The organism is Thalassovita mediterranea, from assembly GCA_019448215.1.
Lineage (GTDB): Bacteria > Pseudomonadota > Alphaproteobacteria > Caulobacterales > Hyphomonadaceae > Henriciella.
Map to the genome: position 1 here is coordinate 1,194,679 of CP080408.1, position 25,432 is coordinate 1,220,110.

Annotated in this window: 26 protein-coding genes; 13 read left to right on the plus strand and 13 right to left on the minus strand. The window is 61.5% G+C overall.

All coding sequences use genetic code 11. The features are described 5' to 3' along the window. The first annotated feature begins 83 nt into the window (after positions 1 to 83). The gene (locus KUV46_05870; GenBank protein ID QYJ01919.1) at positions 84 to 1,238 is read left to right on the plus strand and encodes a porin; all 1,155 of its coding nucleotides are present in this window, start codon (positions 84 to 86) and stop codon (positions 1,236 to 1,238) included. A 52-nt stretch (positions 1,239 to 1,290) separates the two neighbouring features. Beyond that, positions 1,291 to 1,728: a hypothetical protein gene (locus KUV46_05875; GenBank protein ID QYJ01920.1), complete on the plus strand. Its 438-nt coding sequence runs from the start codon at positions 1,291 to 1,293 to the stop codon at positions 1,726 to 1,728. A 3-nt stretch (positions 1,729 to 1,731) separates the two neighbouring features. Here the strand turns inward: KUV46_05875 and KUV46_05880 are convergent, their stop codons facing one another. Then, the gene (locus tag KUV46_05880; protein QYJ01921.1) at positions 1,732 to 2,346 is read right to left on the minus strand and encodes a thiamine phosphate synthase; all 615 of its coding nucleotides are present in this window, start codon (positions 2,344 to 2,346) and stop codon (positions 1,732 to 1,734) included. 6 nt (positions 2,347 to 2,352) lie between these two features. On the opposite strand from KUV46_05880, the gene KUV46_05885 reads away from it, so the two are divergent. Beyond that, on the plus strand, positions 2,353 to 3,021 hold the full coding sequence (locus KUV46_05885; GenBank protein ID QYJ01922.1) for a YggS family pyridoxal phosphate-dependent enzyme: 669 nt from the start codon (positions 2,353 to 2,355) through the stop codon (positions 3,019 to 3,021). On the opposite strand, the gene KUV46_05890 is transcribed toward KUV46_05885, so the two are convergent. Then, entirely contained in the window at positions 3,018 to 3,533 is a 516-nt protein-coding gene (locus tag KUV46_05890) for a L,D-transpeptidase family protein (GenBank protein QYJ01923.1), read from the minus strand. The genes KUV46_05885 and KUV46_05890 overlap by 4 nt on opposite strands. A 100-nt stretch (positions 3,534 to 3,633) precedes the next feature. Between KUV46_05890 and KUV46_05895 the strand changes: the two genes are divergently transcribed. Beyond that, positions 3,634 to 4,323 (plus strand): response regulator transcription factor, encoded by a 690-nt coding sequence (locus KUV46_05895; protein ID QYJ01924.1) that lies wholly within the window; start codon positions 3,634 to 3,636, stop codon positions 4,321 to 4,323. A 9-nt stretch (positions 4,324 to 4,332) separates the two neighbouring features. On the opposite strand, the gene KUV46_05900 is transcribed toward KUV46_05895, so the two are convergent. After that, a complete protein-coding gene (locus KUV46_05900) occupies positions 4,333 to 5,145 on the minus strand; it encodes an exodeoxyribonuclease III (protein QYJ01925.1) in 813 nt (270 codons plus the stop codon). A 48-nt stretch (positions 5,146 to 5,193) separates the two neighbouring features. Next, complete coding sequence (locus KUV46_05905; protein ID QYJ01926.1) at positions 5,194 to 6,069, minus strand: DUF3108 domain-containing protein; 876 nt, start codon at positions 6,067 to 6,069, stop codon at positions 5,194 to 5,196. 208 nt (positions 6,070 to 6,277) lie between these two features. Between KUV46_05905 and rpmB the strand changes: the two genes are divergently transcribed. The 5 genes from rpmB (at position 6,278) to KUV46_05930 (ending at position 12,612) form a co-directional block, all read left to right on the plus strand. Beyond that, a complete protein-coding gene (gene rpmB / locus KUV46_05910) occupies positions 6,278 to 6,571 on the plus strand; it encodes a 50S ribosomal protein L28 (protein ID QYJ01927.1) in 294 nt (97 codons plus the stop codon). Between the two features lie 116 nt (positions 6,572 to 6,687). Then, positions 6,688 to 8,376 (plus strand): amidohydrolase, encoded by a 1,689-nt coding sequence (locus tag KUV46_05915; protein ID QYJ01928.1) that lies wholly within the window; start codon positions 6,688 to 6,690, stop codon positions 8,374 to 8,376. 89 nt (positions 8,377 to 8,465) lie between these two features. Next, a complete protein-coding gene (cobS, locus tag KUV46_05920) occupies positions 8,466 to 9,449 on the plus strand; it encodes a cobaltochelatase subunit CobS (GenBank protein QYJ01929.1) in 984 nt (327 codons plus the stop codon). A gap of 71 nt (positions 9,450 to 9,520) precedes the next feature. Continuing rightward, entirely contained in the window at positions 9,521 to 11,524 is a 2,004-nt protein-coding gene (cobT, locus tag KUV46_05925; GenBank protein QYJ01930.1) for a cobaltochelatase subunit CobT, read from the plus strand. 20 nt (positions 11,525 to 11,544) lie between these two features. Further along, complete coding sequence (locus KUV46_05930) at positions 11,545 to 12,612, plus strand: esterase-like activity of phytase family protein (GenBank protein QYJ01931.1); 1,068 nt, start codon at positions 11,545 to 11,547, stop codon at positions 12,610 to 12,612. Here the strand turns inward: KUV46_05930 and KUV46_05935 are convergent. Continuing rightward, the gene (locus KUV46_05935; protein QYJ01932.1) at positions 12,609 to 13,199 is read right to left on the minus strand and encodes a TlpA family protein disulfide reductase; all 591 of its coding nucleotides are present in this window, start codon (positions 13,197 to 13,199) and stop codon (positions 12,609 to 12,611) included. The genes KUV46_05930 and KUV46_05935 overlap by 4 nt on opposite strands. Positions 13,200 to 13,233: 34 nt before the next feature. Here KUV46_05935 and argH point away from each other — a divergent pair, with 34 nt between their 5' ends. Genes argH through KUV46_05955 form a run of 4 tightly spaced genes read left to right on the plus strand, consistent with a single transcriptional unit; the run spans position 13,234 to position 18,831 of the window. After that, positions 13,234 to 14,646 (plus strand): argininosuccinate lyase, encoded by a 1,413-nt coding sequence (argH, locus tag KUV46_05940; protein QYJ01933.1) that lies wholly within the window; start codon positions 13,234 to 13,236, stop codon positions 14,644 to 14,646. Next, positions 14,643 to 14,921: a lipoprotein gene (locus KUV46_05945; protein QYJ01934.1), complete on the plus strand. Its 279-nt coding sequence runs from the start codon at positions 14,643 to 14,645 to the stop codon at positions 14,919 to 14,921. Before argH ends, KUV46_05945 begins: the two co-directional genes overlap by 4 nt. A gap of 11 nt (positions 14,922 to 14,932) precedes the next feature. Next, positions 14,933 to 16,198, plus strand: coding sequence for a diaminopimelate decarboxylase (lysA, locus tag KUV46_05950; protein ID QYJ01935.1), 1,266 nt, complete (start codon positions 14,933 to 14,935; stop codon positions 16,196 to 16,198). Further along, positions 16,186 to 18,831, plus strand: coding sequence for a DUF4175 domain-containing protein (locus KUV46_05955; protein ID QYJ01936.1), 2,646 nt, complete (start codon positions 16,186 to 16,188; stop codon positions 18,829 to 18,831). Before lysA ends, KUV46_05955 begins: the two co-directional genes overlap by 13 nt. Before the next feature lie 140 nt (positions 18,832 to 18,971). Here KUV46_05955 and KUV46_05960 read toward each other — a convergent pair whose 3' ends face one another. From KUV46_05960 to KUV46_05995, 8 genes are all read right to left on the minus strand, one after another. Beyond that, the gene (locus tag KUV46_05960; GenBank protein QYJ01937.1) at positions 18,972 to 19,595 is read right to left on the minus strand and encodes a 5-formyltetrahydrofolate cyclo-ligase; all 624 of its coding nucleotides are present in this window, start codon (positions 19,593 to 19,595) and stop codon (positions 18,972 to 18,974) included. Continuing rightward, positions 19,592 to 20,875, minus strand: a complete 1,284-nt coding sequence (gene ftsY / locus KUV46_05965; protein QYJ02359.1) for a signal recognition particle-docking protein FtsY — start codon at positions 20,873 to 20,875, stop codon at positions 19,592 to 19,594. Before ftsY ends, KUV46_05960 begins: the two co-directional genes overlap by 4 nt. Before the next feature lie 56 nt (positions 20,876 to 20,931). Continuing rightward, on the minus strand, positions 20,932 to 22,227 hold the full coding sequence (gene mtaB, locus KUV46_05970) for a tRNA (N(6)-L-threonylcarbamoyladenosine(37)-C(2))-methylthiotransferase MtaB (protein QYJ01938.1): 1,296 nt from the start codon (positions 22,225 to 22,227) through the stop codon (positions 20,932 to 20,934). 93 nt (positions 22,228 to 22,320) lie between these two features. Then, a complete protein-coding gene (gene dapF, locus KUV46_05975; GenBank protein QYJ01939.1) occupies positions 22,321 to 23,130 on the minus strand; it encodes a diaminopimelate epimerase in 810 nt (269 codons plus the stop codon). A 52-nt stretch (positions 23,131 to 23,182) separates the two neighbouring features. Beyond that, the gene (locus tag KUV46_05980) at positions 23,183 to 23,605 is read right to left on the minus strand and encodes a hypothetical protein (GenBank protein QYJ01940.1); all 423 of its coding nucleotides are present in this window, start codon (positions 23,603 to 23,605) and stop codon (positions 23,183 to 23,185) included. 58 nt (positions 23,606 to 23,663) lie between these two features. Beyond that, a complete protein-coding gene (locus tag KUV46_05985) occupies positions 23,664 to 24,698 on the minus strand; it encodes a MaoC family dehydratase (protein ID QYJ01941.1) in 1,035 nt (344 codons plus the stop codon). 90 nt (positions 24,699 to 24,788) lie between these two features. Further along, positions 24,789 to 24,998, minus strand: coding sequence for a hypothetical protein (locus KUV46_05990; GenBank protein ID QYJ01942.1), 210 nt, complete (start codon positions 24,996 to 24,998; stop codon positions 24,789 to 24,791). A gap of 64 nt (positions 24,999 to 25,062) precedes the next feature. Then, positions 25,063 to 25,410, minus strand: coding sequence for an arsenate reductase (glutaredoxin) (locus tag KUV46_05995; protein QYJ01943.1), 348 nt, complete (start codon positions 25,408 to 25,410; stop codon positions 25,063 to 25,065). Positions 25,411 to 25,432 lie beyond the last annotated feature (22 nt).

Here is a 25,432-nt window from a genome sequence, read left to right on the forward strand (position 1 = left end):
CGCCGATCTGTATATCATCTGAGACCGGTCGGGCCAGTGCTGATATGTGCTCGGCGAGAAGCAATCTATTGGATGACCTCCAGATGAGATCAGCCCTACCCTTATTCATTGCGATTTCGCTGGCTGCACCCCTGCCGCAGGCGCTTGCCCTGCCCCTCGATGTCGAGAGCGATATTGAAGCGGCCACAGTCGTTTCGTTGCTGGATGACACCCGCGCCGACAGCGAAGCGGTGCTATATGAGATCAGCTTTGATACAGAGGCCGAGACCATCCTCCAAAACGGGACCGAACTTGGCGCCCGGCTGACATTGCGGGGCCAGAGAGACCATCCGCTCCGCCCCGGTTTTGCCGGAGACTTCGGGACGGGTCTGCCAATTGCCGGGGCCTATAGCGGCCTGTCCGGCGGTCCGATTGGAGACGAGACAGGCGCGCGCGGCCGCCTCGAAGCAGCATATCTTCGCGCCGATGGCGGGTATGGCGAACTTCGCATCGGCAAGGACCGGGGCGTCGCAGCGCGATTTTTCGAAGGCGCCGCAAGCGCCCTCACCTATTCGTCTGTCGCAAATCCATATCTTGATCCTACCGGTCTCAAGATAAACCGCACCAATCACGATGTGACCGGGCCGTCCGCAAAGCTGAGCTATGCTAGCCCGCGTATCCTTGGCCTGCGCGCGGGCATTTCCTATACGCCGGACGCCGATGGACAGAATCTTGATCGCAGCCTGTCAGATGCCATCGGCCAGCCCGGGCTTTCCAATGTTGTTGAGGTAGCGGCGAATTTATCCCGCACACTTCGCTCTTCAGGAACGCGCATCGAGGCTTCGCTCGCCTGGTCGAGCGCTGAGCCGGATGATTTTGCGGGCCTGACCCGCGACCGGATGGAAACCTGGTCACTGGGCGCAAATGTCGAGCGCGATGGGACCGAGTTCGGACTTTCCTGCCTGCAGAGCGACAATGGCTTTGGCGGCGCCGACTATTCGGCCTGGGAGGCTGGTGTGGCTCGCGAGTTTGGCGAGACGCGGGTCTCTTTGAACTATGGCGAGGCTGAGGATGACCTCGCGCAGCTTTCCTCGGAAGGCTTCAGCCTTGCGGCCAGTCGGGAACTTTCGGACGGCTTCGACGTCGCTCTCTCATATCAGAATGAGCGTCTGGACACGCCCGGCGGTAACCGCACCAGCAGGGGAGTTGTGGTAGAAATCACACTCCAAGCCGATTTTTTCCGTATGAGCAGGAATTAATGTTCAATTCGCGCGTTCGTTTGATTAAGTAGCCTCGTAACAAAGGTGGCAAATGAAGTATTCTGTAACAGCTCTTGCAGCGTTCGGCGTGTTCGCGGCCCTTCCGGCCACGGCACAGTCTGAGCCTATTGAGCTGTCGCCGCCGACCGTATCCGAGACTGAGAAGGCCCAGCCGGACTGGTACCGCCAGTTCACGCTGAGCTCGCCATCTGATGCGACGCCGATCTGGCAGGGTGCGCCGAACAAGGAAGTTCGTCTCGCCTGGATCAAGGGCGACCGCTGGCAGCTGAGCGTTGATATGACGTCGCGTCCGGACGACTCTCCGCTTGCACGTGAAGAGATGCGTGCTGGTGCTGAGTTCCGCATTACGCCTCGCATCAGTGTCGGCGGTGAGTTGACGCTTGGCGCAACTGAGCTTGATGAGCTTCAGCAGCTGCAGAACGAGACGATTGAGACGGGTATCCGTCTGCGCTCTGCTTTCAAGTTTTAGCTTTTAAAGAAGCGCTTCAAACGCCGAAACGCTTGCAAAGCCGCCGAACCGGGCGGCTTTTTCCACATTTGCGGCCGATATTCCACCCAGCGCATAGAGCGGGACGGGCGAGTTGGATGCCGTTGCTGCGAAGCGCGAGAGTCCGATAGGCGTACCTGCGCTCGGGCTGGCGGAAGGAAATACGGTCGAATAGATCAGCGCATCGACCGGAAAGGCGCGCGCGGCGCGCAGTTCGGCCGGTGAGTGGACGCTCATTGTGTGGAGCAGACCGAGACTCTGGTTGTGGCGTTGAAGATCCTTTCGCATGCGAAATGGCCAGTGGACGCCGTCGGCGCCGGTTGCGAGCGCGAGGTCCGGATCAGCCCCGATCAGCACAATGCGCCCTGCTCTCTGACAGTCGCTGACGATATCGAAGGCGTCTTCCATCGCATCTGCCTGCCCGAAATGCCGGATGATGACGCCAATCCCGTCAGGCAGACGGGATGCCACGGCGCGCGCATCCTTTACCCGAGCCGGATCTGTCAGGAAAAAGCCGCCCGGCAGCAGGGGGCCGGTATTCGCCTGCGCGAGATGCGCGGCGTTTCGGAACTTGCGGGAGACGGCTGCGGCGTGCTTCATCCCGCCATGCCTAGCACTGACCTATCAAACGACATAGCCGCCAGCCGGGACGGCATCCTGAAGCAGCTCGCTTCGGCAGCGGACCATCCGGTTGAACTTGTTGCCGTCTCAAAGAAGCAGCCCGATGAGCGCCTTCAGGCGGCGCTCGATTGCGGCCAGCGTGTCTTTGGTGAGAACCGGGTCCAGGAAGCGCAGGAACACTGGCAGCACCGGCGGGACATTGAGGGTCTGACCCTTCACCTGATCGGTCCGCTTCAGAGCAACAAGTCCGAAGATGCGGTTGCACTTTTCGATGTGATCCAGACGGTCGACCGCAAGAAGATTGTTCGCACGCTGAGTGAGGCGGCTGAGAAACTGAACCGGTTTCCGCATCTCCTCATTCAGGTAAATACGGGCGAGGAAGACCAGAAGTCAGGCGTGCTTCCAGCCGATCTGGAAGAGTTGATCGATTACACCCGTCAGACCTACCCCGGAGAGCTGAAAGGGCTGATGGCCATCCCGCCTGTCGATGAACCTGCGGGGCCGCACTTTGCGCTTCTGAAGAAACTTGCAGACCGGGCGGGCCTGCCCTGGGTTTCGATGGGGATGAGCGCCGATTATGAGCTTGGCGCAAAGCTCGGTGCCACGCATGTCCGCGTTGGTAGCGCCTTCTTTGGCGAGCGCAAAACCGCCTAGCTGGCGCGCAGGATCTCTATGCCCGTGTCCTTGTCGCAATGGGCAAGGAGCAACTGGAGGTCGTCGAAAGCGAGCGCGATGCAGCCTTCGGTCGGCGAATAGTCGGGCTTGGCGATATGCATGAAGATGGCGCTGCCCTTGCCGGGAACGACCGGGTCAGTGTTGTGATCAAGCTGGACGACGATGTCGTAAAGATCATCCTCGCGCCACATGACTTCGTGGCTGGCCGGATACGGGCGTTTGACCGCGCAATTATAGAGCGGATCGTCCGGTTCATCACACCAGCCATCATCGGGGTGAAGCGGCGTTGCGGGGAGCACGGTCTTCGGCCGGTCGAACTTGTCGGCGCGCCAGAAAACCCGTTTGATTTTCCAGAGACCGATGGGCGAAGCACCATCGCCCTCGGTTTTCTTCGCGGCGTCCACCATGCCGCCCTTGCCGATCGCGCACTGGAAAGTCAGGCCCTGCCCAATAATTTTCCTGTCTGGGGTTACCCGGAAACGTGTCGGCATCTGGCCGCTCCCAAAATCGTGATCATCTAGTTATTCGACGGCGAGTCGGTGTTATGTGTATCGCGTCCCGCCAACAGCCAGCAACCCGGCATCGCTTTACATGATCAGCACAAAGACACTTCTTCTTGTCGATGATGACGACGAACTTCGCGGCGCGCTCGCAGAGCAGTTCAACCTGCATGACGGCTTCGAGGCGATGGAGGCAGCCAATGCCTCCGAAGCGCTGAAGCTGATTGAGACGCAGCGGTTTGACCTCGTCCTGCTCGATGTCGACATGCCGGACATGGACGGGCGCGAAGCCTGCAAACTGATGCGCCAGCGGGGCCTTCGCGCGCCTGTTGTGATGCTGACGGGTCAGGATAGCGACGCCGACACCATTCTTGGGCTCGAATCCGGCGCGAACGATTATGTGACCAAGCCTTTCCGGTTTTCCGTCCTGCTTGCCCGTGTGCGCGCCCACCTTCGCAGCTTTGAGCAGAGCGAGGACGCGACCTTCACCCTCGGTCCTTATGAGTTTCAGCCGGCGATGAAGCTTCTCGTCACTTCAAGCGACCAGAAGGTGCGGCTGACCGAGAAGGAAACCAATATCCTCAAATATCTCTACAGGGCTGGCGGTAAGGCCGTGGCCCGCGAGGAGCTGCTCGCAGAGGTCTGGGGATATAATGCCGCCGTGACGACGCACACGCTGGAGACGCATGTCTACCGGCTGCGCCAGAAGATAGAGCCTGATCCGGCAAATGCCCGCATTCTGATTACCGAAGCCGGTGGATACAGGCTGCAGGCGGGTTAGGCTCGCTACCTAGAAATGGAATGTCGTGCTGACCGGCGCGTGATCGGACGGCTTCCAGCCGCCGCGCCAGCCAAGATGGATGCTATAGCTCTGAAGGTCTGCCCCGGCCATGGCGGCATCATTCGCCCAGATATGGTCGAGACGACGGCCACGGTTTGAGGCTGCCCAGTCCTTCGCCCGGTAAGACCACCAGGTATAGAGCTTCTGGCCGTCGGCGTGACGCGTACGCGCGATGTCGGTGAACCCGCCCGCCTTGCGCGCCTTCTCCAGCGCCTTCGTCTCAACCGGTGTGTGCGAGACGATCTTCAGAAGCTGCTTGTGCGACCAGACATCGTTTTCGTGCGGCGCAACGTTGAGGTCGCCGACGAGAATATGAGGCTCTGGCGCATTGGCCGAGGACGCAAAGTCACGCGCCATGCATTCCAGGAAGTCCAGCTTGTGGGCGAACTTGTCGTTCTTGACTGGGTCCGGCTCATCGCCGCCTGCGGGCAGGTAGATATTGTGGATCAGCGCGCCATTGATGCGCGCGGTCTGTACGCGGGCATGGCCTTCGCGGCAGAGTGGATGCGCATCGACCGGTTCAATCGGGTGGCGTGAGACAATCGCGACGCCGTGATGGCCACCGGACTGGCCGAGGATCTGGAAGTGATTGTACCCGATCTCGCGGAAGGCTTTCTGCGGGAACTGGTCGGTCTGGCACTTGATCTCCTGCAGGCAGAGAACGTCAGAGCCTTCCTCTTTCAGGAAAGCCTGCACGTTCGGTGCCCTCAGGCGGACCGAGTTGATGTTCCAGGTGGTGAGTTTGAGCGGCTGCGCTGGCATGTCGCTCGCCTTAGCCGCGCTGCCCGGACCGGTCAACGCGGCGACTGGCTAACCTTCGTTGGATGGCTCAGGGATCGGCTCATAGCGAAGCTTTGAGACCTGCAGCGTGACCGACCCGATTGCGTCTGTGTCAGCCTGGATCTTCACCGGCATGTAGGTGCCGTTATCCATCGGAGCCATCCACATGCGGAGCGGGCCTTCAATGCCGGTCAGTGTCTCTTTCGCGTTGATCTCGTCAGCGTCGTAGCCAGCGATCTTGTCCATGGAGACATGACACTCATATGCCTGCCCGCGATAGGCATCGGTCTTTACCTGTTTGAGACCTGCATTCTCAAAGGTGAGATGGGTCAGCTGGCGGCCGTCGAAAATCTTCATCGGGCCACCGCATGGGTTGCCGTCTGCAGGGCGCGGCGTGAAAGCGTGGCCGAGGAAGGCCGTCAGCGGGTCAGCGGCTTCCAGCTTTTGCGCTGGCGTGGCAGGCGGCTCACCAAGATTGCCGAAGGCCGGCGTCGCCGTCATTGCGACATCGCTCGCACCATAAGTCATCTCAACGCGGCGGTTCTTCTTGCCGTCGCGGTTCTGCGAGACGTAGGCGTATGGCTCTAGGTGGTCGTCGCGCACATAGCCGCTGGCGGCAAGGCGCATGTCATAATTGACCAGAATGTCAGCGAGACCCGTCGTCTTCACCACGCCATTGATGGAATAGGTGTCGGGTTGAAGGTCCATGCGGAAATTGGCGCGGCCCGTGATCGGAATGAACAGCGCCCATGCGGTCGCCTTCACCTCATAGACAAGACGCATCGGTTCTCCGGCCCGAACTTCTCCAAGTGGAGACACTGTGGCCGCAGCGGATGTAGACTGGGCCGAAGACAGACCTGCGGTCGCAAGCGCAACAAGGCTCGTGGCGGCGATCATCTTTTTCATGTAGGAAAGTCCTTAATTCGAGACGTTGGCTCTCACCGTATATAAGTGCATACCAGAACGGCAGCTGAACAGGGGCAACCTGACTTCGCCGCTATAATACCTCAATTTGGCCGTGTGTAACCGGCTGAGCGTGACGGTTGACGTTTGCCTGGCTGGCGCGTATGAGCGCCGCTTCGGATTTGATCTAACACTATTAAGCGAGCGCCCCATGGCACGCCAATGCGAACTTTCAGGCGTCAAGCCGATCGTCGGCCACAAAGTGAGCCACTCGAATGTAAAGACCAAGCGCCGGTTCCTTCCGAACCTGGTGAACGTGACCCTGCGGTCTGAAGCCCTCGGCCGGGACGTGTCCCTGCGCATTGCGGCAAAGACCCTGCGTACGGTCGACAAGCATGGCGGCCTCGACGGCTACCTTGCAAAGTCGAAGGACGACACGCTTTCTGCGAAGGCCCTCAAGATCAAGCGGGACATCGAGAAGCAGGCTGCTGAAGCAAGCGCCTAGGATCTCCTGATCTTCGACAGACTTTAAAAAACGCGCTCCAGACGGGGCGCGTTTTTGTTTGCGTTGATCGCACATATGGGCCAGCCAGAGACAAACCTTCTTTGAGGAGTCCGTCCATGCTGCGACCTGCCGCTATCCTGTCCGCCCTTCTGCTTGCAGCCTGTACGCAGCCTTCACCGACGCCGCCAGCAGCAGATGCGACGGGGCCAAGCGAAGCCGACCGCCCGAGCGCGGCGCGGATTTTCTCAAGCGGCACGATCTATACCGGTATTGCTGGCGAGACGGTGGACACGGTGGCCGTTGGCGGCGATGGCCGCATCGTCTGGACGGGCTCCGTCGATGACCTCGACGCCGAGGTCGATATCGAAAACGCTGAGTTTGTCTGGCTGAACAACAATTTCATGTATCCGGGTTTCACCGACGCCCACGCGCACCTGATCGGGATTGGGCAGAGAGAGCTGTCCTTGGACCTGACAGGCACAGCGTCTGTGGACGAGCTTGTCACGCGGATCGAGGCAGAGGCCGACGGTCTCGCTGAGGACGCCATCATCGTCGGGCGCGGCTGGATCGAGACGGGCTGGCCTGAAGGTCGTATGCCGACGGCTGCCGATCTCGACGCCGTCGTGGGCGACCGTGTCGTCATTCTCGGCCGGTCGGACGGCCACGCCCTTGTGGCGAGCTCGGCGGCGCTTCGTGCTGCTGGCATTGATGACACCACGCCAGATGTCGAAGGCGGCAAGATCGAACGCGATGAGGACGGCAAGGCCACAGGTATCCTGATTGATAACGCGATGACGCCTGTCTGGGGTCTTGTCGCCGCGCCGACGGAGGAAGATGTTCGACGGGCCTATGCTGAAGGTGCCGGCGTCTATGCCGAACGTGGCTGGACGGGCCTGCACAATATGAGCGTCCCCCCGGCGCATGCAGAGGTCATGGCAACGCTGGACGAGCGCGGCGAGCTGCCGATCCGCATCTATAACGCCTTCACAGAAGACGGTTTCGACATTGCCGAGGCCCACGCCTTTGAAACTGACACCATCACGAACCGGGCCGTGAAGCTTTACATGGATGGCGCCCTCGGCTCTCGCGGCGCGCTCCTGATCGAACCTTATTCTGACCGCCCGGACATAAGCGGGCTATCCCTGCTAGACCCCGAAGCGCTCGAAGTCCTGATGATGCGGGCCGAGGAAGATGGGGTGCAGCTTGCCATTCATGCCATTGGTGACCTTGCGAACCGGCGCATCCTGGATGTCTATGAAGAGCTTTCACTGGACGGCGACCTTCGCTGGCGCATTGAGCATACGCAGATTGTCCATCCGAGCGATATTGCCCGCATACCGGAACTTGGCCTGATCGCGTCGATGCAGCCATCCCACGCGATTGGTGACCTCAAATTCGCGCCTGCGCGCCTCGGGCCTGATCGTCTGGACGGGGCCTATGCGTGGCAGGATTTGCTGGATGCAGGCGCGGTGATCGCAGGCGGGTCTGACGCGCCGGTTGAGGTTGGCTCGCCACTGATCGAGTTCTATGCAGCGGTCGCTCGCAAGGACCTTGAAGGCAATTCGGGTGCTGGCTGGCATCCAGAGCAGGCGCTTTCACGACAAGACGCGCTCGCGCTGTTTACCTCGTCCGCCGCTTACGCCGCCTTCATGGAAGACGATCTTGGCACTATCGAGCCGGGCAAGATCGCTGATTTTTCCGTCTTCGACCGCGATCTGATGAGCGTGCCGGAAGCTGAAATTCTGAATGCAAATGCAGTGATGACAGTCGTTGGTGGTGAAATCGTCTGGTCTGCGGCGGAGTGACCTTTACCTCACGTCGCACTAGGCGCATGTCATTCGCGTGCTAGAACCCCTTCGTGAGACCCGCGAGACCAATTCGAGGACGATAGTTTATGAGCCTGACCAGCGATACCGATGTTCTGACCGAGCTTGAGCCGACCGTAGAGATCAAGGTCCGTGATGTCTTCGGCATCGACACCGACATGGTCGTGCACGGCTTCGAAACGAAGACCGAATACGTGCCGGAAATCGACGAGGCCTATCGCTTCGATCCTCAGACGACGCTCGCCATCCTGGCGGGTTTTGAGCACAATCGCCGCGTCATGGTGCAGGGCTATCACGGCACCGGTAAATCGACGCATATCGAACAGGTCGCCGCGCGCCTCAACTGGCCGATGATCCGCATCAACCTCGACAGCCATGTCAGCCGGATCGACATGGTCGGGAAGGATGCGATCGTTCTCAAGGAAGGCGTTCAGGTCACCGAATTCCGCGAAGGCATCCTGCCATGGGCGCTGCAACGCCCGGTCGCGATCACCTTTGACGAATATGACGCTGGCCGTCCGGACGTGATGTTCGTGATCCAGCGCGTGCTGGAGGCCTCTGGCCGCCTCACGCTGCTCGACCAGAACCGAGTCATCTCGCCGAACCCGTATTTCCGCCTGTTTGCGACGACCAACACGGTCGGCCTCGGCGACACGACGGGCCTCTATCACGGCACCCAGCAGCTCAACCAGGGCCAGATGGACCGCTGGAGCATTGTCACGACGCTCAACTATCTTGAGCATGATGCCGAAGTGGAGATCGTCTCGACAAAGGCGACCGATCTCGACAAGGAGCTCCTGTCCAAGATGGTCCGCCTTGCGGACCTCACGCGGAACGCCTTCATGAACGGCGATATCTCGACCGTGATGAGCCCGCGTACCGTGATCACCTGGGCGGAGAACTACCGCATCTTCGGCGATCTTGGCCATTCCTTCCGGATGACCTTCCTCAACAAGTGCGACGAACTCGAACGCCCGCTCGTGGCAGAGATGTACCAGCGCTGTTTCGGTGAAGACCTGCCGGAAAGCGCGCTTATGGTGCGCGTCGCCTGAAGCTGATTGGCGGGCTGCAGCCCGCCTGCAAAACCCTTCGCAACTGCGATAGCGGGCGCTAAGTGAGGACCATGTCTAACAAGGACGATACGCCCTACGAACTCTTCAAGCAGGCCCTTGCCGCCACGGCGAAGGCCATGAGCCAGACGCGCGACGTAGAGACGAGCTTTGTCTCTGAAGCGGGCCGGACTGAAGAGAAGAGGCTGGTCCTGCAGGCGCCGCCGCGTGAGCTTTCCAAAGAGCAGGCGGCCCGCGCCCGTGGCGAGGCTGATGCTCTTTCCCTACGCATGGCCCACCATGATGCCGCCGCCCACCTCGCTGAGCGTCCCAGCGGTGAGATGGCCCGTCAGGTCTATGAAGCCGCAGAGCGCGCCCGTATCGAATCCATCGGCGCCAATGCCATGGATGGCACCGCTGCCAATCTCGACGCTGCCCTCGCGGCGCGCTGTGAGAAGGCGGGCTATACCCGCATGCAGGACCGCACCGAGGCACCGATTGCGCCAGCGATCGAGTTCCTGCTGCGTGAAAAGCTGACCGGCCGCAAACTGCCGCCAGAGGCCGAAGGCATCGCCTCCATCTGGCGCGATGAAGTGACCGAACGCGGCGGCAATGCACTGGATGAGCTGCTGACGCAGCTCAATGACCAGCGCGCCTTTGCCAAAACCGTTCAGCGCCTGATCAAGGACCTCACCGAAGGCGATGAGGCGGGCGACGAGCAGGAAGACGAGAGTGAGACCGAAAGCGAGGAGGAATCCGAGCAGCACGAAACCTCCAGCGACGACTCCGAACAGGGTGATGAGACCGAAGGCTCCTCCACAGAGGAGATGGAAGCTGGCGAAAGCGACGATGTAGAAGGCGAAGAAACCAACGTCTCCGTCGATGCTGACGCCGAAGCTGAGGGTGAGGACGACTACGAAGAGAGCGATGATGGCTCCAAGCCGCTTCGCCCGAACTTCCGCGACGGCGATGACCGGCAGGACTTCTCCTACCGCGTCTTCACCACGGCGCATGATGAGGTGGCCAAAGCCGCTGACCTCTGCGACCCGGAAGAGCTGACACGGCTTCGCGCCTATCTCGACCACCAGCTGCAATCGCTGCAGGGCGCTGTGTCCAAACTGGCCAACCGCCTTCAGCGCCGCCTGATGGCGCAGCAGAACCGGTCCTGGTCGTTCGATCTCGAAGAAGGCGTTCTGGATACGGCTCGCCTTACCCGTGTCATCACCGACCCGACGGCGCCGCTTTCCTTCAAACAGGAAGACGACTCCGAATTCCGCGACACCGTCGTCACGTTGCTGCTCGATAATTCCGGCTCCATGCGCGGGCGCCCGATCATGATCGCAGCGCTCTGCGCCGACATTCTCGCGCGCACGCTGGAACGTTGCGGCGTGAAGGTGGAAATCCTTGGCTTCACAACGAAGGCCTGGAAGGGTGGACTTGCCCGTGAGGACTGGGTGAAGGCGAACAAGCCTGCGGGCCCGGGCCGTCTCAATGATCTGCGCCACATCATCTACAAGTCTGCCGACGCCCCATGGCGCCGCGCACGGAAGAATCTCGGCCTGATGATGCGTGAAGGCCTGCTGAAAGAGAATATCGACGGCGAGGCGCTTCTCTGGGCGCATGACCGCCTGCTAGGCCGGCCTGAGCAGCGCAAGATCATGATGGTCATCTCTGACGGCGCCCCGGTCGACGATTCCACGCTGAGCGTGAATGTCGGCAACTATCTGGAACGACACCTCCGTCAGGTCATCGCCGAAATCGAGAATCGCAGCCCGGTGGAGCTGATCGCCATCGGCATCGGGCATGATGTGACGCGTTACTACAAGCGTGCTGTAACGCTGGTGGACGCCGAACAGCTTGGCGGTGCGATAACGGAGCAGCTGGCGAGCCTTTTCGACGAGAAGGACAATCTGCCAGATCAGAAAGCGATGGCCGTGCAGACCCCTGGTGGCAGCAGCAGTGGCCGGGCCATGTCCAGCGGTGTGTCAGAAACAGCTCGGGGTGGTCCGCGCTATGGCTCGCGTGATGTCAAAGTGACATCAATGCAGGATATTGCTCGCAAGGCCTCCAAAAGCTGATTTCCAGCAGGACGTTAGACATGATCCGGACGTTTCCTCTCGCTGCCAGCCTGCTGGCGCTGGGCCTTTCTGGCTGTAGCTCCGGCACACCAGAAGCGCCCGCTTCGCCGCCGGCGGACCCATGGGTGTTCGATGCGGACAGCAGTGATCTCGCAGACCGTTCCTGCACAGAAGGAGGGGGCGAAGGTTTCGCGATGTCCTTCGTGATGCAGGCCGAGCCCGTCGACCTCGGCCCCGAAGACGCCATTGCCCGCGCATTTACGGGCGTCGAATTCGTGTCTGGCTGGGCACTCGACGCGCCGCTTGCCTCCTTTGGTGGCCTCTCGGGCATGGATATCCTGCCGGATGGTGACCTGCTCGCTGTTTCCGATGCGGGCGCGCTGGTTCGTATTCCCTTCGACCAGACGAGACTTGCGCCGCAAGGGCAGGCGACGCTCACCTATCTTCGCGGCGCGGACGGAGAGATCCTGACAGGCAAGTCAGAGGCTGACGCAGAAGGCCTGCACGTCGAGGGCGGCATCGCCTTCATCAGCTTTGAGCGCGATCACCGGGTCGAGGCCTTCGCTTATGAGCGTTGCGGCGGCAATGCGCGCGCGGTCCCTGTGGCCAGCATGAACTCGCACCCGACAGGCCTTGGCCGGTCCATCAGCGACAATTCGGGGGCAGAAGGCCTCGTCCTGCGTGAAGGGAAACTGTTGCCCGGTCTCGAGACACTGGCAGGCGGCGATGGCCCGCTCGGTGTCGTGACCGAAGATGGCGGCGTCTCCTTTGCGGGGGAACCGTGGGTGAAGGCGGACGGCACGCCACTTGTCGGCCTCGACGCTGTCGGGCCCGAGCTCTACAGCCTGCACCGCGCCTACAATCCGCTGACCCGGCAGAACGCAATTGGCATTCGCGTGCGAGGTGCTGACGGCGAGACGACAACGCTCGCCTTCATGGCCGCGCCGCTCACCCTTGATAATTTCGAGGCGATCGCCGTCCTGCCGCTGGACGACGGCCGCAAGCGCATCTTCATCCTGTCAGATGACAATTTCAGCGATAATCAGCGCACGCTGCTCTACGTTTTCGAGACGACAGACCCGGCCTAGTTCTTGATCGCTTCGATGAGGGCGATCGCCTCATAGGAATCCCATGCCGCCTCGCCGGACAGGCGGGCGATCTCCGACCCGGTCTCGTCATAGATCACGGTGGTCGGGAAGCCGCGGGCGCCGCTGTCATAGACGACCTCCCAGCGCTCTGGCGGCACGAAGTAGAAATCAATGACGCCGCCGGTCAGCTCCTGCAGGCGCTGGCGGGCATAGTCGCGGTCTTCCGCAGCATCCACGCTGATGGCAACGACCTGAAAATTCTCGTCGCCCTTCGCCGTCTGCAGCGCGGCGAGCGACGGCATTTCGCGCTCGCACGGCCCGCACCAGGTGGCCCAGAAGTTCACCAGAATGTTGCGGCCTTCAAAGTCGGCCAGCGTGACTGCTTCACCGTCCGGCCCGTCAAACGCAGCCGTTGAGACAGGCTCTCCGCGCTTGGATACGTCCAGTGCGGCAATCGACCCTGTGGCCAGATTGGCGATCTCGTCCTTACTTCCGCCCTTGGAAGTTGCCTGAAGCAATGTCAAAGACACCACGACGAGCCCGATCACGATCAGGGCCGGAATAGCGAATTTTACAAGGCGGGACATGCCGAACCCCTCTTAAGTATCCAGGATGCAGGACATGGTAGATAATCCCTCGAAAGGCCAGCAGATGTGGGGAGGACGCTTTGCCGCGCAACCGTCCGACATCATGCAGTCGATCAACGCGTCGATCGATGTCGACCGGCGCATGGTGCTGCAGGATATCGCAGGCAGCCGGGCCCATGCCGATATGCTGGCAGAGACAGGCATCATCTCTGAAGAGGACAATGTCGCCATTCAGGATGGCCTCGATCAGGTCCTCGACGAGGTAAAGGCCGGCACCTTCCCTTACCGGGTCGAGCTTGAAGACATTCACATGAACATCGAGGCGCGCCTGAAAGAGCTGATCGGCGCACCGGCCGGTCGCCTGCACACCGCCCGCTCACGCAATGATCAGGTCGTCACAGGCTTCCGTCTCTGGACGCGCGGCGCCATCGGCGAGGCGGCACGTGCCCTCAGCGCGCTCCAGCGTATCCTGCTGACCCGCGCGGGCGAGCATGCCGACACGATCATGCCCGGCTTTACCCACCTGCAGACGGCCCAGCCGGTCACGCTCGGCCATCACCTGTTGGCCTATGTGGAGATGATCGAGCGCGACAAGGCCCGCCTGCTCGGCGCGGCGTCTCGCGCAAATGAATCGCCGCTGGGCGCAGCTGCGCTTGCGGGGACGGGCTTTCCGATCGACCGGGACATGACGGCAGAAGCCCTTGGTTTCGACCGGCCAATGGCAAACTCTCTCGATGCGGTATCGGCCCGCGACTTTGCGCTGGAAGCGCTGGCGGCGCTGTCGATTGCGGCAACGCACCTCTCGCGTCTGGCGGAGGAAATTGTTCTCTGGACCAGCGCCCAGTTTGGCTTTGCGCGGCTTTCCGATGAGTGGTCGACCGGCTCGTCCATCATGCCGCAAAAGCGCAATCCGGATGCGGCAGAGCTGATCCGCGCCAAGGCAGCGCTGATCGCCGGGCAATTCGCAAGCCTGCAGGGCGCGGTGAAGGCACTCCCGCTCGCCTACGCCAAGGACCTTCAGGACGACAAACGCCTGACCTTCGAGGCCTTCGACACGTTCGACCTCTGCGCCCGCGCGATGGCCGGGATGATGGAGACGATTGCTTTCGACAAGGCGAACATGCGCGCAGCGGCCGCGAAAGGCTATTCTACGGCGACCGACCTTGCCGACTGGCTGGTGCGTGAACTGAAGTTGCCTTTCCGCGATGCGCACCACGTCACGGGGCGTATCGTTGCCATGGCAGAAGCAGATGGTATCGGCCTCGAGGCGCTTTCCTTAAATTCCATGCAGGAAGTCGAACCGCGCCTTACGGACGCCGTCTTTTCCGTGCTAAGCGTCGAAGCGTCTGCCGCAAGCCGTGAAAGCTATGGCGGCACTGCACCTGTCCGCGTGAAGGAGCAGATTGAGCTTTGGAACAAACGTCTGGGCCTGGAGGCCACATCATGATGAAACGACTGACCACGATTGGCCTGTTTGCTGTCGCCGCTGGCGTCCTCAGTGGCTGCGGCGTTCGCGGCGACCTGGATCGCCCGCCGCCAATCTTTTCTTCGCCGCCTGACGAAGAGGCCCGCCAGCCTGTCGCGTCGACTGTCGAGGTTGCTGCTGCGCCAGCACGCTCGGAAGACCAGGCCTATTATAACGGCCTCGGTGGCGAGATCCCGAAAGCAGACCCAGAGGCCGATATTGGCGAATCTGGTCTTGGTGAAGTTTCGCCGGGCTAAGGACCAGCCTTTTGCATCACTTCAGTTACAAGAATGGCCGCCTCCACTGTGAGGATGTGGCGCTGGACACAATTGCCGACGATGTTGGCACGCCGGTCTATGTCTACTCGGCCGCGACCCTACGCCGTCATGCACGCGTGATTGCGGACGCGTTTGATGGGATGAGCTGCCTGATCGCCTATTCCGTAAAAGCGAACGGCAATCTTGGCGTGCTGAAGACACTGGCCGCTGAAGGGTGCGGCGCTGATGTCGTCAGCGGTGGAGAGCTGATGCGCGCCCGCAAGGCTGGCATCGCGGCCAGCAAAATCGTCTTTTCGGGCGTCGGCAAGACACGGGCCGAGATGCGTCTGGCGCTCGAAGAAGGCATCCACCAGTTCAACATCGAAAGCTCAGCTGAGCTCGGCGTTCTGGCCAAGGTCGCAAAATCTGTCGGCAAGACGGCAAGGGTTGCTGTCCGGGTCAATCCTGACGTGGCCGCCGGTGGGCATCCGAACATTTCTACTGGCAAGGCGGGCGACAAGTTTGGTGTGCCCTGGAATGAGGCGCGCAAAGCCTATGCGCAGATCGCCGAAACCGACAGTGTCGAAGCGGTCGGCGTCGATGTGCATATCGGCTCGCAGATCGACGACATCGCGCCGATGCGCGCAGCCTTCGAAAAGGTCATGACGCTGGTTAAGGATCTGCGCAATGACGGCCACGATATCCGCCGTGTCGATCTCGGCGGCGGGCTCGGTATCCCTTACAAATCAACGGACAATCCGCCGCCGCCATCTGCCTATGCGCAGATGATCCGCGAAGTGACTGAAGGGATGGGTCTCGAAGTCATACTTGAGCCAGGCCGGGTCATTGCTGGCAATGCAGGCGTGCTTGTGACTGAGGCGCTGTTCGTCAAACCAGCGCCGCAGCGTAACTTCCTGATGGTCGATGCCGGCATGAACGACCTTATGCGCCCTGCCCTCTATCAGGCGCATCACGACATCCTGCCAGTACGAGAGCGCGGCGCGGATGATGAGAAGGTGCGCTACGACATTGTCGGGCCGATCTGCGAGTCCACCGACAAGTTTGCTGCAGAGCGTGACATGCCGCGCATTGAAGGGGGCGACCGTCTGGCTGTAATGTCGGCGGGCGCCTACGGTGCCGTGCTTTCGTCGCAATACAATGCGAGACCTCTTGTCCCGGAAGTCTTGGTCGATGGAGACCGCTACGCCGTCATCCGCAGGCGACCTGACTTCGATGAGATGATCGCACTGGAGAGCATGCCCGATTGGCTGAGCTGAAACGGATCCCCGGACTTGAGCCGAAGATCGCCCGGACCCAAGCGGCGCTCTGGCGGCTGAGTGCGGCCCGCGCATTCTGGCCTCTCGCTGTTTTTGTTACGATTTTCTTCGCCATGGTGCTGACCGGGCTGATCGACGCTGCCAGCGATCAGGTCGCTTCCATTGCGCTTATCATCTTTCTCGCTGGGCTTCTGCCGCTCGTCTGGCTGGGCGCAGCCCGCTACCGCGCACCCGAGCGCGGCGAAGCCATCCGCCTGCTCGACCGCCAATCAGAGCTGCGTCCGCTTACTGCACTTCAGGATCGCCCTGCCCGCCCGGATGCGAGCGGCGTGGCGCTGTGGCGTGCCCATGAAACAGACCTGACCGACGCCGCGCGCCGCCTGAATGTCCCCGATTTTGGCGCAGAATGGCGCGCCTCGGACCCGCTTTATCTTCGCTTTATCCTGCCAGCCTTGCTGGCCCTTGCTGCTTTCCTATCGCTCTCAGTCGCAGGTGAGCGCCTCTCACGCGCCTTCAGCCCGGATATTGGCAGTCTGTTCGGCGCTGAAAATATCCGCATCGAAGCGTGGATCACGCCGCCAGAGCATACTGGTAAGCCGCCCGTCTTCCTCGCGTCTGATGCCGCGCCGGTCCGCGTTCCTGCCGGATCTGAACTGACGGTCCGGGCGCAGGCCCCGTCAGCGCCCAATCTCATTATTGAGGGCGAAGAGGGCCGAGAGCGGGTCCGTTTCAGCAAAACCCCGGAAGGTGCTTACGAAGCGCGCACGATCATCACAGCCGATAGCGAGCTGCGTGTGAGCTGGTGGGGTGAGCGGGCGAGCTGGCGCGTCGAAGCCTCACCAGACGACCCGCCGGCCGTGGAATGGGTCTCCGCGCCAGAGGTCACGCCCACCGACAAGACCGAGTTCTCATGGAAGGCGAGTGACGATTACGGCATCGAGCGCCTCGAACTCGTCCTCTACCGCGTCGATGAGGGCGGCGATGCGCGCGAAGACGCCATCATCGTCCAGCTTCCCGGCCTGTCGCCGAAGGAAGCCGAAGAGACGACCTCGATTGACCTGACCCGGCACCGCTGGGCGGGCCTCGAACTGCGCGGCTTCCTGCGCGCGACCGACGGGGCGGGTCAGTCCACGATGAGCGAGGCACAAGTCTTCATCCTCCCGGAAAAGCTGCTGCTCCAGCCACTGGCACGGGCCATACAGGACATCCGCGTCACCATCCTGCGCGAGGATGGCGAATATGAAGTGGTCGAGGCGGCAAATCGCGAAAGCCTGGCTCAGGACAAAGTGTTCACCGAAGCGACGCAGCGTATTTCCCGCGCCCCTGCCGGTATCCAGCGCGCGTCCCTGATGATTGATGCCGTGACCTACAAACCTGAGCGCTATTTCGAGGATGTCAGCGTCTATTTCGGCTTGAGCCATGCCGGGTCCATCCTGCAGGCGGCGAGCTCCACAGATGAAGCCGACGAGACAGAGCCGCTTCTCTGGTCTCTGGCGCTGCGTGCAGAATATGGCAGCGCCGCCGATGCCCTTCGCGCCTTGCAGGCTGCCCGTCAGGCACTTGAAGAAGCATTGCGGGACGGTGCCTCCGAAGCTGAAATCCAGCGGCGTATGGAAGCGTTCAAACAGGCGGCGCAAAACTATCTCGCCGCCCGTATGGCTGAGGCGCTCGCGAACGGCCTCGATAGCCCGCCGAGCGATACGGACAGCGCGCAAGGCGGCGGGTCTGGCATGGGCGGCAGCGATTTTGCCGATATGCTCGATGCGCTGTCTGACCTGACCGAAACCGGCGCTACCGATCAGGCGCGCCAGCTGCTCGCCGACATCACGAATATGCTCGAGAACCTCCAGTTCCAGCAGGGCGATGGCAGCGGCGAAGGCTTTCCGGGCATGCCGGGCGAGCAGGGTGAGAATGACGAGGACATGCCTGACGAAGAGCGAGAGCTTTCCGAGACCCTGCAGGAGCTGTCCGACCTGCTTCGCGAACAGCGCGACCTCAATGACGACACGCTGGCCGAGCAGCGCGGCGAACGGCGCAATCAGCCCGGCCAGCAGCCCGGAAACCAGCAACAGGGCGAGCAGGGTGAGTCCGGCTCCCAGCCCGGCGAGCAAGAGGGTGAGGATGGCAGCTCAAGCCGAGGCGGTACGCTGACCGAACGCCAGGCCCGTCTGGGTGACCTTGTCGAAGAGCTCGCCCGTCGGCGCGGACGCGACGGCGGAAGCAGCGAGGATGGGACTGGGGCTGGCGGTACGGTTGATGAGGAAACTCTCGAAGCCATTGAGCGGGCCCAGCGCCGCGCCGCTGAAGCGCTCGAAGACGGCAATAATTTCCGCGCCATCCGCAATCAGGATGATGCCACCGACCAGATACGCGAGCTTGCCGAGACACTTGCCGGAGAGCTGGATGATCTCAAGCGTGAGCGCCTTGGCGAGGAATATGGCAATGGCGGCGATCAGGTCGACCCGTTCGGCCGTCCGATGGGCGGTACGTCCGACAGCCGCGACGTGAACATTCCTGACGAGGCTGAACGCCAGAGGGCGAAGGATATTCTGGAAGAACTCCGCCGCCGCTATGGCGACCCCGCCGACGAGGAAGAGCGTAACTACCTCGAGCGCCTGCTCGACCGCTTCTGATCGTTCTACGCTGAGCTTGGGCGCCGCCCCGTCCTTCTGCTTCGCTCAGGATGGGGGGCTATTGGTAAGTTCCCTTGCCCGCATGGTGAGCGAAGTCGACCCACGCGGGCGTAGAGTGCCTCAATTCGCACATCGCCCTGTCAGGCCGCGCCGGGCCCATCATCGCCGCTGCCATCACCCTTGAAGGTCCGCATCATGAAGATGGGAACAGAGCCGCGCTCGGTCACTGCCCAGTCCAGCGGCTGGTCATGCGGTTCGGCGGGCAGCTCGTCGAGCATTTGCGCATGAAAGCCAAGACCGCAGGCAAAGACACGGCCGTTCTCTCGCAGGCCGGCCAGCGTGCGGTCATAATGGCCTTTGCCATAGCCAAGGCGCACGCCCATGCCATCAAAGGCAAGGAGTGGCATTAGCACCAGCGTCGGATAGACCGTATCCGCGCCCTCCAAAGGCTGGCGCAGGCCCATGGGCCCGTCCTCAAGGCCCGCCCCTTGCGACCAGGCTCGAAATGTCATCGAGCCATCTGCCTCAAGACGCGGCAGGGCAAGCTTTGCGCCTTCCCCCTCAAGCCGTTCCATGAGGGGCAATGGATCAATCTCGCTCCCGATCGGCAGGTAGCCCGCAACCACGGGGCCGTAGCGCTCAAGCAGCTTGAGCGGAAACTTGGATGCGAGTGTTTCGCCCGCGTCAGGGTCACGCGCATGGGCTTCTTCGCGCAGGGTCTTCAGCTCACGCCGGAGGGCAGCTTTCTTGTTCCCGGCGCTCAAACCGTTTCTTCCTGGCCAAGGCCAACCAGCGCCTTTGCATAGGCGGCGGCGCTGAAGGGTTGCAGGTCTTCGGCCTTCTCGCCAACACCGACAAAGTGGATCGGCAAAGCATGTGCTTCGGCAACGGCAACGAGCACGCCGCCCTTGGCCGTGCCATCGAGCTTCGTCATCACGATGCCCGACACTTCAGCCGTATGGCGGAAGGCTTCGACCTGGCTCAGCGCGTTCTGGCCGACCGTCGCATCAAGGACGAGGATCACGTCATGCGGCGCATCCGGGTCGAGCTTGCGCGTCACGCGGACGATCTTGGCGAGCTCTGACATGAGCTCGGCCTTGTTCTGCAGGCGGCCCGCCGTATCGACGAGGACGAGGTCGAGATCTTCGCGCTGCGCCTTTTCAATGGCCTCATAGACGAGGCCGGCAGCATCAGCGCCTGTCGGCTTGGAGAGAACCGGAATACCGGCCCGCTCACCCCAGACGGTCAGTTGCTCAATGGCGGCGGCGCGGAATGTGTCACCGGCGACCAGCAGCGCCTTGGCGCCCTGCTCTTTCAGCTTTGATGCGATCTTGCCGATTGTCGTGGTCTTGCCAGACCCGTTCACGCCGACAAACAGGACGACGCGCGGGCGTGGCCCATCAGCGAAATCAACAACCTGCTCGCGCGGCTTCATGATCGCTTCGATTTCAGAGGCGAGCGCAATGCGGATTTCGTCGTCGCTGATATCCTTGTCGAACCGCGTCTTTGCGAGGTTCGAGGTAATCTTCGCAGACACTTTCGCGCCCATATCCGACATGATCAGCAGGTCTTCGAGGTCTTCCAGCGCGTCATCGTCGAGCTTGCGGCCGCCAAACATGCCTGTGAGGCTGGTGCCAAGCTTGGAGGAGGACTTGGAGAGCCCGCCCGACAGCTTGTCGAAAAAGCCCGGGTCGCGAATTTCAGCATAGGGATCAGGCTCGCCGCGGGCGATGGCGGCCTGGCGCTCTTCTTCCTTGCGGCGGGCTTCCTCGCGGGCGGCCTCGGCGCGGCGGCGCTCTTCAAGGATCTTGAGTTCATTCTCAGCCTTCTGGCGGGCCGCTTCGTCTTCGGCCTCAACGGCTTCGCGCTTCTGACGCTCTTCCCAGGCCTTATTGGCTTCGGCGATTGCGGCGTCGATCTTGGCCTGTTCAGCAGCTTTGCGTTCTGCCTCGGCAGCCTCTTCTGCCGCCTTACGCTCAGCTTCTGCCTTCTCGGCAGCCTCTTTCGCGGCCAGCTCTTCGGCCGACAGTTCCGGCTCGCGCATTTGCGCGCCGGCGTCTTCCAGCTCGTCTTTTTTCTTTTTCTTTCCGAACCAGAGGATCATGCAGGCTCCGCGATCAGTTTCTGTCCATCCTGAGCGACTATCCGCGCGGGAACGGGGCGTCCAGCCTCAAGCGTGGCAAAACCCGTCAGCGCAACGCGTGAGAAATCGGAAAGTCGCCCGTCACTTTCCTGCTCGACCAGAACATCCCGCACTGCGCCAACATGCGTGTCGAGGTGACGGGCGAGGGCACGCTCACCGACATCGCGCAGGCGTGCGGCGCGCTCCTTGATGAGAGCCTTTTCAAGCTGCGGCATGCGCGCGGCAGGCGTGCCGGGGCGCGGGCTGTAGGGAAAGACGTGCAGGAAAGCGAGGTTGCAGTCCTCAACGAGGCGAACCGAATTCTCGAACGCGCTTTCCGTCTCTGTCGGAAAGCCGGCGATGATGTCCGCGCCAAGCGCGATGTCAGGGCGGATGGCGCGCAGCTTTTGCGCCAGCTCAATTGCATCCTCCCGCGAATGACGCCGCTTCATCCGCTTCAGCATGAGATTGTCACCATGCTGAAGCGAGAGATGCATGAAGGGCGCAAGGCGCGGGTCGCCAATCGCCTCGAACAGCGCGTCATCCATTTCAATGGCATCAATGGAAGAGATGCGTAGCTGCTGCAGCTCCGGCACCAGTTTCAGGATACGCTGGACGAGGTTGCCAAGCTGCGGCTGACCGGGAAGGTCCGCGCCCCAGCTCGTCAAATCTACGCCCGTCAGCACGACTTCATAATGGCCGGTCTCGACAAGACGTCTGACCATCTGGACGACATCGCCCGCCGGCACCGACCGCGAATTCCCTCGGCCATACGGAATGATGCAGAAGGTGCAGCGATGATCGCAGCCATTCTGGACCTGCACATAGGCGCGGGCCCGGCCTTCCATTCCATCAATAAGGTGCGCGGCGGTTTCCTTTACCGACATGATGTCGTTGACGAGGATCTTCTCGCGGCCCTCATTCAGGGCAGGTGAGACCCAGGTTTCGGCCTGCATCTTCTCATGATTGCCGATGACCCGGTCGACTTCGGTCATGGCGGCAAACTCGTCCGGATTGATCTGCGCGGCGCAGCCCGTCACCAGGATGCGGGCGCCCGGATTGTCTTTTTTGGCACGGCGGATCGTCTGGCGGGCGCTTCGTACGGCCTCGGACGTCACCGCGCACGTATTGACGATGATGACGTCTTCCAGGCCTGCAGCGTCGGCATGCCCGCGCATCACCTCACTCTCGTAGGAGTTGAGGCGGCAGCCGAGCGTAATCACGCGGGCGCGCGAGGCCGAAGCCGTCGGTTTGGGATCTTTCGTTGCCGTCATTGCCAGAATGCCTGTCCAGACCCCGCCACATCGCGCCGAATGCCCAGTAAATCAAGGTTTCGCGGGCAGGCACGGCCTCTTGGAGGCGGCGGCCTACAGGTCGAAACTCATCTCGACTTCCACAGGGCCCGTCATCATGACGCGATTGTCGCTTTCCCGCCATTCAATGATGAGGTCGCCGCCATCAAGGATCATGCGCGCCTTGCGCTCTGTCTTCCCGGCCCGCGCGGCGCAGACCAGCGCAGCGCATGCGCCCGTACCGCACGCCTTGGTCAGACCGGCGCCCCGCTCCCAGACACGCAGCCGTATCGTTTCGCGGTCGATGACCTGCGCAAAGCCGACATTGGTGCCTTCAGGAAATAGCGGGTGCCATTCAACCAGTGGGCCGATCTGGGGGATGTTGTAGGCGTCGACATCTTCGACGAAGAAGACCGCATGCGGATTGCCCATCGACACGACGGCAGGCTTTGAGAGGTATGGGTTATCCATCGGCCCGATACGCACATCGACGCCGCGCACATCCATCTTCTCCGATAGCGGGATCTCTTCCCAGCCCATGCGCGGCTGGCCCATATCGACGGTGACGAGGCCATTCTCGGCGCGCATGCCTTTCAGAAGGTCTGCGGCCGTGCGGATCGAGACGGTATTGGCGCCAGCCTCTTCGAGCAGTAGGTGGGCGACCGCGCGCGTACCATTGCCGCAAGCGCCAACCTCTTCGCCGGAAGAATTCCAGATACGTAGGAAAGCGTCCGATGAAGCATCCTTCTCGATCGCCATGACCTGATCCGCCTTCATCTCTGCGGCAATGCTGCGGATCTTGTCTGTATCTGGCGCAAAGGCTTGCTGACGCGCGTCAAAGACCGCGAACGCATTGCCTGCCCCATTCATCTTCCAGACTTTCATGGCCCGCTATGTAGGCGCGAAAGCCGCGAAGCGAAAGCGCCTGATTTATCGCCTAGACCTGCCTTGGTAGCTGGTAAGCTAGCACCCAGCCAGAAATCTGGGCCAGTGCGGCCGTAATCACGAGTCCATCCATCAGCGCGTGCTGCCAGAAGAAGGACAGGAAGACGACGCCCATACAGGCCCAGTCGACCCGGTCGTCACTGATGAGATAGCCGGGAAAGCGCCGCTCGCGCTGGATCTGTTTCAAGGTGATACCCTGCCACATGCGGTTCATGGTGGGCGGGCCGAACACATCCTGCAGGATGCGCGGGTCCTGAATACCCGTCAGCTCACAAAGGATGGCCGCATCCACGACGCCGCCCTCGACCTGCTGTTTGCGGGTCATCGTGCTCAGCAGGCTGGCGAGCGCAGACAGCAGGATGGCAATGGCGGTCGCGACATAGGCGACGCCATCGAAGCCGGGAACGCCGCCCATATCAGGCCCCTCGCTCAATGTTTTGTGGTGTGCAGAGGGGTGATCCGGTCATGGCTGCCTATCTGGGGATCGCGGCCCAGTAATCAAAGTCCAGAAGGACATCGGCGTGATACTTGCCGTCCTCACCCTTGAGCGGGAAGTCACTGCATGGGTGGTTCTTGGTCGCGACGAGGCGCAGGCGAAGTGCGCCGGTGCCGTCGGAGAGCTCTGCCTTGTCGAGGACTTCCGACCACGCATAGACCGTGTCGCCCGCAAATAGCGGGCCCGCATGGGTGCCGGCATTGATCGCCAGCATCTGGGCGGCGCTTTCGAGGCCATTGAACGACAGCGCGCGCGCAATCGAGATTACGACACCGCCATAGATGAGACGCTTGCCAAAGCGGCTGCCCGCCTGCGCATGCGCGTCGAAATGGACCTTCGCGGTGTTCTGGTAGAGGCGCGTGGCGGTCTGGTGCTCGGCTTCTTCAACCGTCATGCCGTCGACATGGTCGATCTTCTCGCCGACCTGATAGTCGTAATACCGCCAGCTGGATCCGGCAAGCGCACTGTTCCAGCCCTTGTAGTCCGGTGCGACTAGGTCAGTTGCGGCGACAGCGTCCGGAAGGTCTGGTGCTGTAACGTCTGGTGCAGGATTGGATGGGTCCTTTTTGTGGACCATGACCCAGCGCACATAGGAGAGGACCGTTTCGCCGCGCTGGTTTTCACCGCGCGTGCGTACCCAGACCACGCCGGTCTTGCCGTTGGAGTTTTCCTTGACGCCGATGACTTCGGAAATCGCCGTCAGCGTATCGCCGGGATAGACCGTCTTCAGGAACTTGCCGTCGGCATAGCCAAGATTGGCGACCGCATTGAGGGAAATGTCCGGCACCGTCTTGCCGAAAACGACATGGAAAGCGAGCAGCGGATCGATCGGCAGGGCGTCAAAGCCGTTCGCCGTCGCGAAGGTCTCTGCCGAATAGAGCGCGTGGCGGCTGCCGGTGAGGGCGCGATAGAGCGAGATGTCGCCGGTCGAGACAGTCAGCGGGGTCGCATGGACAAGCTCCATGCCTGGCTTGAAGTCTTCGAAATAGTGGCCCGGATTCGATTTGGTCATGTCGCCCTCTAAGCTTTGCTGAGGGCGCAGCGGCGCGCAGTGCACGCCTGTTCTGGCCCAGTCAATTCATGCGGGGACCAGTTGCACCGGCTAGACCCTTGAGATCAAGGCCGGATCTTGTCCCGGAAGAAGGATGGCGAGAATAATCGCGCCAACCAGGAACAGGCTGATCATCCGGGCATCGCCGCGGCGGATCAGATCGCGAAAGCCATCTGGGCCATAAGTGATGAAGTGCGGCCCGAAGAACAGGGCACCGGCGAGGGCGAGAAACGCGAAAGCGATCAGAATGAGGAAGCTCATAGCCATGGTTCATACCGCAGCTGTTTGAACATCCGGCTCCCGGATTAGATCAAATTTTATCTAATCAGGTAATCTCGAGGAGCTTTTCATTCGGACGGCCAAGCACGGCCTTGTCGCCATTGATGCCGATGGGACGCTGAATAAGCTTCGGATTCTCGGCCATTGCCTCGAACAGCTCTTCGTCACCCATGGTCGCCGGGATATCGAATTTGGCGGCGTCCTTGTCGCGCAGGAATTCGCGTGGTGACACGCCGCCCATCTTCTTCGCGATGCCTTTCAGCTCATCGACGGAGAGGCGCTCGCCCGCATTCATATATTTGCGGACCTCCGGCTCAACGCCGTTTTCCTGCAGCAGGGCGAGGCCCTTCTTGGAGGAGCCGCAGCCCGGATTGTGGATCAGGATATAGGTCATGGCCTTGCCCTTTGTCTGGTCA

Coding starts and splice junctions, on each gene's coding strand:
- KUV46_05870 (QYJ01919.1), top strand. CDS start 84: ATGAGATCAGCCCTACCCTTATTCATTGCGATTTCGCTGGCTGCACCC.
- KUV46_05875 (QYJ01920.1), top strand. CDS start 1,291: ATGAAGTATTCTGTAACAGCTCTTGCAGCGTTCGGCGTGTTCGCGGCC.
- KUV46_05880 (QYJ01921.1), bottom strand. CDS start 2,346: ATGAAGCACGCCGCAGCCGTCTCCCGCAAGTTCCGAAACGCCGCGCAT.
- KUV46_05885 (QYJ01922.1), top strand. CDS start 2,353: ATGCCTAGCACTGACCTATCAAACGACATAGCCGCCAGCCGGGACGGC.
- KUV46_05890 (QYJ01923.1), bottom strand. CDS start 3,533: ATGCCGACACGTTTCCGGGTAACCCCAGACAGGAAAATTATTGGGCAG.
- KUV46_05895 (QYJ01924.1), top strand. CDS start 3,634: ATGATCAGCACAAAGACACTTCTTCTTGTCGATGATGACGACGAACTT.
- KUV46_05900 (QYJ01925.1), bottom strand. CDS start 5,145: ATGCCAGCGCAGCCGCTCAAACTCACCACCTGGAACATCAACTCGGTC.
- KUV46_05905 (QYJ01926.1), bottom strand. CDS start 6,069: ATGAAAAAGATGATCGCCGCCACGAGCCTTGTTGCGCTTGCGACCGCA.
- rpmB (QYJ01927.1), top strand. CDS start 6,278: ATGGCACGCCAATGCGAACTTTCAGGCGTCAAGCCGATCGTCGGCCAC.
- KUV46_05915 (QYJ01928.1), top strand. CDS start 6,688: ATGCTGCGACCTGCCGCTATCCTGTCCGCCCTTCTGCTTGCAGCCTGT.
- cobS (QYJ01929.1), top strand. CDS start 8,466: ATGAGCCTGACCAGCGATACCGATGTTCTGACCGAGCTTGAGCCGACC.
- cobT (QYJ01930.1), top strand. CDS start 9,521: ATGTCTAACAAGGACGATACGCCCTACGAACTCTTCAAGCAGGCCCTT.
- KUV46_05930 (QYJ01931.1), top strand. CDS start 11,545: ATGATCCGGACGTTTCCTCTCGCTGCCAGCCTGCTGGCGCTGGGCCTT.
- KUV46_05935 (QYJ01932.1), bottom strand. CDS start 13,199: ATGTCCCGCCTTGTAAAATTCGCTATTCCGGCCCTGATCGTGATCGGG.
- argH (QYJ01933.1), top strand. CDS start 13,234: ATGGTAGATAATCCCTCGAAAGGCCAGCAGATGTGGGGAGGACGCTTT.
- KUV46_05945 (QYJ01934.1), top strand. CDS start 14,643: ATGATGAAACGACTGACCACGATTGGCCTGTTTGCTGTCGCCGCTGGC.
- ftsY (QYJ02359.1), bottom strand. CDS start 20,875: ATGCGCGAGCCGGAACTGTCGGCCGAAGAGCTGGCCGCGAAAGAGGCT.
- mtaB (QYJ01938.1), bottom strand. CDS start 22,227: ATGACGGCAACGAAAGATCCCAAACCGACGGCTTCGGCCTCGCGCGCC.
- dapF (QYJ01939.1), bottom strand. CDS start 23,130: ATGAAAGTCTGGAAGATGAATGGGGCAGGCAATGCGTTCGCGGTCTTT.
- KUV46_05980 (QYJ01940.1), bottom strand. CDS start 23,605: ATGGGCGGCGTTCCCGGCTTCGATGGCGTCGCCTATGTCGCGACCGCC.
- KUV46_05985 (QYJ01941.1), bottom strand. CDS start 24,698: ATGACCAAATCGAATCCGGGCCACTATTTCGAAGACTTCAAGCCAGGC.
- KUV46_05990 (QYJ01942.1), bottom strand. CDS start 24,998: ATGAGCTTCCTCATTCTGATCGCTTTCGCGTTTCTCGCCCTCGCCGGT.
- KUV46_05995 (QYJ01943.1), bottom strand. CDS start 25,410: ATGACCTATATCCTGATCCACAATCCGGGCTGCGGCTCCTCCAAGAAG.